The 6456-nt window shown below is 64.7% G+C and carries 10 protein-coding genes; 5 read left to right on the top strand and 5 right to left on the bottom strand.

What is annotated here, in order from left to right; translation table 11 throughout:
- Nucleotides 1-200 (bottom strand): helix-turn-helix domain-containing protein (locus E0H73_RS48645; protein ID WP_420323464.1); only part of this gene is annotated, 200 nt, incomplete at its 3' end.
- A gap of 98 nt (nt 201-298) precedes the next feature.
- On the opposite strand from E0H73_RS48645, the gene E0H73_RS45485 reads away from it, so the two are divergent.
- The 5 genes from E0H73_RS45485 to E0H73_RS45500 all read left to right on the top strand — a co-directional run bounded on the left by E0H73_RS45485 (nt 299) and on the right by E0H73_RS45500 (nt 4149).
- The gene (locus E0H73_RS45485; protein ID WP_238164700.1) at nt 299-1036 is read left to right on the top strand and encodes an SDR family oxidoreductase; all 738 of its coding nucleotides are present in this window, start codon (nt 299-301) and stop codon (nt 1034-1036) included.
- 216 nt (nt 1037-1252) lie between these two features.
- Nucleotides 1253-1438: a hypothetical protein gene (locus tag E0H73_RS46455; protein ID WP_165556180.1), complete on the top strand. Its 186-nt coding sequence runs from the start codon at nt 1253-1255 to the stop codon at nt 1436-1438.
- 374 nt (nt 1439-1812) lie between these two features.
- Nucleotides 1813-2223: a transposase gene (locus tag E0H73_RS45490; RefSeq protein ID WP_131367544.1), complete on the top strand. Its 411-nt coding sequence runs from the start codon at nt 1813-1815 to the stop codon at nt 2221-2223.
- Nucleotides 2224-2472: 249 nt separating this feature from the next.
- Entirely contained in the window at nt 2473-3060 is a 588-nt protein-coding gene (locus tag E0H73_RS45495) for a DUF2569 family protein (protein WP_131367545.1), read from the top strand.
- Nucleotides 3061-3591: 531 nt separating this feature from the next.
- Nucleotides 3592-4149, top strand: a complete 558-nt coding sequence (locus E0H73_RS45500; RefSeq protein ID WP_131367547.1) for a dihydrofolate reductase family protein — start codon at nt 3592-3594, stop codon at nt 4147-4149.
- Nucleotides 4150-4302: 153 nt separating this feature from the next.
- Here E0H73_RS45500 and E0H73_RS45505 read toward each other — a convergent pair whose 3' ends face one another.
- The 4 genes from E0H73_RS45505 to E0H73_RS45515 form a co-directional block, all read right to left on the bottom strand.
- Nucleotides 4303-4611, bottom strand: coding sequence for an IS3 family transposase (locus E0H73_RS45505; RefSeq protein ID WP_131367549.1), 309 nt, complete (start codon nt 4609-4611; stop codon nt 4303-4305).
- Between the two features lie 78 nt (nt 4612-4689).
- Nucleotides 4690-4989: a hypothetical protein gene (locus E0H73_RS46945; protein WP_202867947.1), complete on the bottom strand. Its 300-nt coding sequence runs from the start codon at nt 4987-4989 to the stop codon at nt 4690-4692.
- On the bottom strand, nt 4986-5843 hold the full coding sequence (locus tag E0H73_RS45510) for an IS110 family transposase (RefSeq protein ID WP_202867948.1): 858 nt from the start codon (nt 5841-5843) through the stop codon (nt 4986-4988). The genes E0H73_RS46945 and E0H73_RS45510 overlap by 4 nt, the downstream gene beginning before the upstream one ends.
- Before the next feature lie 91 nt (nt 5844-5934).
- The gene (locus E0H73_RS45515; RefSeq protein ID WP_131367551.1) at nt 5935-6204 is read right to left on the bottom strand and encodes a hypothetical protein; all 270 of its coding nucleotides are present in this window, start codon (nt 6202-6204) and stop codon (nt 5935-5937) included.
- Nucleotides 6205-6456: the final 252 nt, after the last annotated feature.

Genomic DNA, 6456 nt, shown 5'->3' on the forward strand with positions numbered 1-6456 from the left:
AGTCCGAGTTTGTTGCCGAACTTCCTGTAGATGGTCACGCGGGTGACCTCGGCGTCGGCGGCGACCTGCTCGAGGCTGAGGCTGCGGTAGCCGGCGTCGATCAGGTGCTGCCGAGCGGCGACCAGGATGTTGATCCTGGTGCGTTCGGCTCCGCGTGCGCGCAAGCCTTGTTGTCCTGTCTGCGGCTGGTCCCGTCCCACAGTCTTGATGCTACAGCTTGTATCTCATGATACGAGTTGTATCATCACAATGGAAGCCGCGCCCTTGGCTTCCAGACGATTGTGGGAGGTGTCCTGCTGTGACCGCTTACCCCGTGGCGCTGGTGACGGGAGCGAACAAGGGGCTGGGAAAGGAGACCGTGCGGCAACTCGCCGCACGTGGGACCACGGTGGTGCTGGCAAGCCGCGATTCCGAACGCGGCAAGGCCGCCGCCAACGAGTTGGCCACGGCGGGCACGAAGCCGGTCCCGGTGCAGCTCGATGTGACCGATGCCGGCAGTGTCCGGGATGTCGCCGACTGGCTGTATGGCAAGTACGGACGGCTGGATGTACTGGTCAACAACGCGGGAACGGTCGTTGACCAGCTCGCCGAGCGCACCACTGCCGCCGAGATGCGGCAAGTCTACGAGGTCAATGTCTTCGGCGTGGTCACCGTGATCCAAACCATGCTGCCCCTACTGAGCAAGTCTGCGGCGCCGCGCATCGTCAACGTCTCCAGTACCACTGCGTCGATGTCGTTGACCGGTAGCGGCACCGATTTCGGCGGTGACAATGACCTGCGGATGGCCTACTCCTCGTCCAAGACGGCGCTGAACATGCTCACGATCCAGTACGCCAGGGCGTTCAGCACCAGCGATGCGCTCTCGCATATCAAGATCAATTCAGCGACTCCTGGCTATACCGCCACGGGCATGACCAGGCATCGGGGCACGCGGTCGGTTGCCGAAGGAGCGCGCATCATTGTCGATCTCGCCACGTTGGTCGACGACGGCCCTACCGGCGGTTTCTTCAACGACCAGGGAGCAGTGCCGTGGTAGTTGCGCCGCAACAAGATGCCGTGCATTCGCCCGGACTCATTCGACTGTCGACGGTCGCGGTCACAACGGGAAATCGAGCGATATAACAGAATCCTGTCCGAAGAGTTCCTCTACGCCCGCACATGGACCTCAGAAGACCAACACGCCGACGCTCTGCCGCATGGAACACCCAATACAAGTGCCATCGGCCCACACTGCCGCCGAAAACCAACCCACATGGTGCAGACCGACCTGTTCTCACTTGCTGACGAGGCGGGCAGGATCGATCGGCTCAAGGTTGGTTCATCGCGCAAATGGGCCGACAAGGGCATTGGCAACGAGGAGTGGCGTTCCTACCTCAGCGGGCAGGATGTGTGCCTGCGCTCGGTCACCCCAGCGGACATAAAGCGCAGTATCACTTGACGGCAGCGATCGACGCCGCGCCCGATGAGCCGGATGCGCCTCGGTCCGATGGCTTGTTCGGCCACGTGCTCCGATAGACGACCTGGACAGTCTGGCAACGCTGGATGGTTCACCAGCGCGTGCAAAGGGCGCTGAGTTCGCAGAGGCCCGCTTAGTACTCCAGTCGTAGTTCGTGACCTGGCGGTGTGGCGGTCCCGGCCGTAGCGCGGCCACCGCTTGATGATCCGGGGATTGTGTGGACTACGGAGGATCTCGCGGCGGCCGCGGGTCAAAGCGTGGACCCTGGACCTTGGCAGGCGGAGTTCAATGGGTTGATAGCGCGGATCGCGTCGCGCGGGTGGAATCGCGTCGGCTCGCGGGATGCGGTCGCGAGGATGACGTCGGGGCTGGCGGTGAAGAACTGCTCGACACTGGCCGAGCACGCCGGTCACGACACGCCTGATGGCCTGGACCACCCGCTGCGGAAGGCGAGTTGGGATACCGATGGTGTGTGTGACGCCGTGCGCCGGTATGTCGTCGAGCGACTCGACGCGACCGGTCCCGTGTTCGTGGTGGACGAGACCTGCGCCCTCAAGAAGGGCGTCACACCGTTGGGATGCAGCGCCAGCACTGGGACCGCCGGGCGGATCGAGAACGCCCAAGTCGCGGCCTATCTGGCTTTTGTCGGCATCGAACCGAAGACTTCCTCATTGCGAGGAGGCACGACAACGTCTCATGCGGCCTGTCCACCAGCGACTTTGTTGACAACCCGACCGCACCACGCCCCGTTGATCGCCATCAATTGACACCATTTCGCACCACGAACAGCACCGGTCCCTGGGAGACAAGGCAACCCGACACCTAAGTGGCGTGAACTCCCTCGACCCGCTGAGCGATCGTACGTACATCGTCGCCCCGGCCAGGTTGGTGGAGTGCGCTCTACCAACCTGACGGGCCCTGGCTCCACTGCGCTAGAGGTGTGCACTCAATAGCATCGGACAGGTGATATCGAAACTGACCGGCTGGGTGCCGGGTCTCGACTCGGAGGAGTGCCGATGCCGTTCGTGTTGATGGCGATCATGAGTGGCGGCGTGTCCATGTGGCTGTTCGGGTTCCCGTTTCGTCGAGCGTCGATGTCGCATTGGTCGCAGGCCGTGTCAGGCCGGCGTGTTGCCGATCAGCGAGGGATTCGTGGACGGCGGGCACCAACCGACCATCTGCCGACGCTCATGCCGGAACTGGCGGAAGTTCGTGGGTGGCTATTCTGCTACGTGATCGCCCTTGGCGTGCAGACACTGCACTCATTCGGCTTAGCCGTCGCGGCCATCATCATCAAGGCTCGCCCGGCGCTCGCCGGGCTGAACGCGTTTGTGCCCCTGCCCTCGCTCGTCGTCTACGAAGTCTGCAACCTGATCCTGGTGGTCTATACCGTGGTGATATTCGCCCTGATGGCGCAGCGAAAGAAGTCGGCTATTGCCCACAACGTCATCTGCAATGCTCTGGCCATTGTGTTTCTGGTGTGCTGGCACCTGCTCGGCATGAAGTCGACCCTCGGGACCACCCTCGACAGCCTGCCTAGCATCGTCGGCCTCTGCTACATCGTCGCGTCGCGGCGGGTCAGGAACACCTTCGTCCTGGCCTGATCACCACACCGGCTGAGCGGACTCCCCACCTCGCCCGGCACGCGTTGGTCGATGTCGAGCTGTACCCGCCGCCGCCGCGGACGGTGATCGGGATCGGCTCGCAGCGGCCGGCGTACCAGGGCCTCGACCTGAAAGCGGGGTAGGGCGGAGGGATGGGGCAGACTCGCCTGAACGTAATTATCAATTGCACAAATAGAGCCTTACATCAGACCGGATATCGGCTCCTGGCCTACGGGAGTAGCAAGACTCGATGGACCAGGCTGCTGGAGTGAGGCTCGACAAGCACTGATCGGCGACCTGTCCGGCGTGGACGTTCTCGGTGTCCTGTGCGGCGTTGTCGAATTCTGGGTGGCCGGTTCGTGGATAGGACAACCGGACCGAAACAAGGCCCCCAGACCCAAGGAGAGCCACCATGCCAGGCCAGGCCAGGCGAGCGACCAGACCATTCCGCTTCGGGGTACTCAGACCGCGCTGGCGATCTGCGTACGGCCCGGTGAAAACGCGCTGCGCGCATCAAGGGAGAGCGACGAGATGAGACCACTTCGCTACTCGATCAACGTCACACTGGACGGTTGCTGCCATCACGAGGCAGGGCTCCCGCCCGACGAGGAGTCGATGCGCTACTGGACCGCTGAGATGGAACGAGCCGATGCCCTGCTCTTCGGCCGGGTGACCTACGAGATGATGGAGTCGGCGTGGCGGCAGCCGTGGCCTGACTGGATGGGTGAGTGGGAGATCCCGTTCGCCGAGGCCATCGACCGGACGAAGAAGTACGTGGTGTCGAGCACGCTGAGCGGGGTCGATTGGAATGCCGAGCTGGTCCGAGGCGACTTGGGGCAAGCGGTTCAGCGGCTCAAGCAGGAGCCAGGCGAGGGCTTGTTCGTGGGTGGCGTGACGCTCCCTCTGGCGTTGGCAGATCTGGGACTGATCGACGAGTACGTGTTCATTGTGCAGCCGGTCCTTGCCGGACACGGTCCGACGTTGCTCGCCGGTCTGCGCGAGCGCATCCAGCTCGAGCTCGTGGATCGCCAAGAGTTCCGGTCGGGGGTGGTCGCCCTGCGACACCGGCCCACGCGCGTAACGGCTTGACGTGATCTGTCCTGGCACGTCGGCCGCTGCCTCGCGACGGAACGACGGTTCTCGCGCCTGATGCGAGGGTTCGGACCGTCCCAAACGTGCGGACAGAACGGCGCAACCGGCATCCCCGAGGTGCCGGACGGTTCGGGCGGGGTGTCGAGCTACTCAGCATCCGCTGGCCAGGTATGGATGTAGGTGATGTCGCCGCACCCGCGGGTGTCCGGTGGGAGGCTGGTCTGGGTCGATGGTGAAGTCACGCCCGACCAGGTCCGCGCGGGCGGCGGCGGCCGGGTCGGCGATCGTGGTCTTCTTCCAGTGCCGCGGGGTGCGGCCGTGCAGGTCGTTGAGTAGCGTGAGGCGGGCGACTCGTTTGCGGGAACACCTCTCGCCTTGTCCCTGGAGTTCGTGGTGGACCCGCGGGCAGCCGTAGGTCCGGATCAATGTGTCGTGGATCTCGATGATCTTGGTGGCCATTTCGGCGTCACGCCGGGCGTGGCGCGGATCCGGGTTGGCGCGGTCGGTATATAGGCGGAACGGGAGACCCTCAGCAGGTCACACGCCCTGGCGTCGTTGTGGTTGCCGGCCTTGTCCGCCTCGGTGAACGGGTAGCAGTTCACCGGGTCTCCTTGATGCTCCTATGTCAAGTGTGCTCGATGGTCGGGCCGCGATGGACACCGGTGGCGTGGTCTGGGTGTCTTGTTGCTGGTCGGCGCGCTGGGCGGTGAAGACGGTGTCGGAGAGTCGGCGGCGAAGCAGCCGCAGGGCGGCGGTTTTGTCCTTGCCGCGGGTGAGCTGCTTGGTGATGTATGCGTGTCCTGGGCCGACCTTGCGGGCCTGGGTGACCGCGATCATGTGCAGCAGTTGATCGTCCGGTTGCCGCTGCGATTGAGCCGGACCTTGCCCTTGCTGGCGCCTGACCAGACCGGGACGGGCGCGGTGCCGGTGAAGCGGGCGAAGGCGTCCTTGTTGCGGAATCGGTGCACGCCTGCGGTTTCGCCGATGATCACTGCGGCCGAGAGTATCCCGCATCTCGGGATGTCCAGCAGGCTTGGAGCGATTGCGCGGACGAGCTTGCGCAGTTCGGCCTCGAGTGCGTTGGTCTGGTGGTTCAGCTCGTCGCACCGGTCCAGCAGGTTGCGGGCCAGGCGCGCGATCGTGCCGTCGAAGCGGTCCAGCTCGACGAGCAGTTCGGCGACGATGCAGTGGCGCTTGAGACCGCGGGAAGGGGTGGCCAGGTCGGGGTCGAGTTCGTGCAGGTACCAGCGGATCTGGGAGGCGATCCGTGTGCGCTGGACGACCAGGTCATGGCGGTGGTCCGACAACAGCTTCACCTCCCGTGCCGGGCCGTCTAGTTGAGCGACTGGATGGTCTGGGTGGCGCAGCGCAGCCACGGCGACTGCCTCCGCGCCGATCGGGTCGGACTTGCCCGGCTCTCTGGCCGAGCGGTGGGCGCCGGCCATCAGCCTGGTCGGAACCCGCACCACGCGACAGCCAGCCGCCAGCAGATCGGCCTCCAGGCGTCGGGTCAGATGCCGGCAGTCCTCAAGCGCGAAGGTGACCTCCTCGAACTGGGCCGACCAGCGGACCAGCTCCAGATGGCCCTTGCTGTTGGTGCAGACGGTCTTCACTCCCAGCCGGCGTCCCACGTCGTCGACCGCGACGACCGTGTGGGTGCGTTTGTGGGAATCGGCGCCGATTACGACCATGCCGAGGCACTCCTCACGTCGAGAGCAGGAAAGGGGGTCCCGGGACCGTGGAGGCGGGCACGCCTCAATCGAGCACGATGGCAGGCTCCTATCAAGCCACGGTCCCCACGGGCCCTGGGAGCCCGGCGCGGCCGCACATCGAAGGCAAGCCATCGACACCGTGCGCGAGGCAGCAAAGAACGAGCGAACCCCGCCGGGCACCACTCAGGATGGCCTTGACGACGAACGCCGTTTCACGCTTGAGGATGTCGACGTCTTCGCGGAGCCGGCGGTTCTCCCGCCGCAGCTGCGCGAGCTCGTCCCGCTCGGCGGTGGTCAGCCCGTCGGAGCGCGTACCGGCATCACGCTCGGCCTGCTTCACCCACTCCCTGACCCCGGTCTCGGTGCGATCGAAGTCCTTCGAGTTCTGACCGATCGACCGATCGCCGCGCCGACATCACTCGACGATCTCAACCGTGAACTCTGCGGCGAACCTACGACGAGGCCTCGGCTTCTTCTTACCCACGGTCTCCATTGGGCCTGACCCGTTTTGACGGACATCCGAGATCAGGAGCTTGTGCTCCGGAAGGATGTTCATCATGGAGCCCATGGGCAAGAAGAAGCCGCGGCCTCG

Origin of the sequence: Kribbella pittospori (genome assembly GCF_004331465.1) — a bacterium.
Taxonomy (GTDB): Bacteria; Actinomycetota; Actinomycetes; order Propionibacteriales; family Kribbellaceae; genus Kribbella; species Kribbella pittospori.